The 355-nt window shown below is 42.8% G+C and carries 1 protein-coding gene; it reads right to left on the minus strand.

Annotated features, from left to right (window positions below; all coding sequences use genetic code 11):
• Positions 1-355: hypothetical protein (locus tag A3766_RS30895; RefSeq protein WP_197479491.1), on the minus strand; the 355-nt coding region annotated here is incomplete at both ends.

Here is a 355-nt window from a genome sequence, read left to right on the forward strand (position 1 = left end):
GATTTTCTCTGAATTATCTAGCGAGAATGTCGTTGAAAAAGAATCTGGAAGCTCTGAGAGTGTATTCACATAGCTTGGAGAGATACTCTCTATAGATTTACGCCAATCATCTTTAGAATCGTGATCCTCGATCAAGGCATCGATATACGCCATTCTGCCATCTTGAGACTTAGCCTTAACAAGCTCATCAGCCGTAAACCATGTTAGGTTTTCATCTGCGCGGATGCGTTTAGAAAGCGCAAGTAGGCCATCTTGAGTAAGATTAATATGGTAAACATGTATTCGGTATTCCGTTAGCGCATGATTTGCACCACCGCCTTCGACAGCGGTGTAAGGTTTAATGGTGCGCCAAGAT

The sequence above is a fragment of the Oleiphilus sp. HI0132 genome (genome assembly GCF_001635845.1).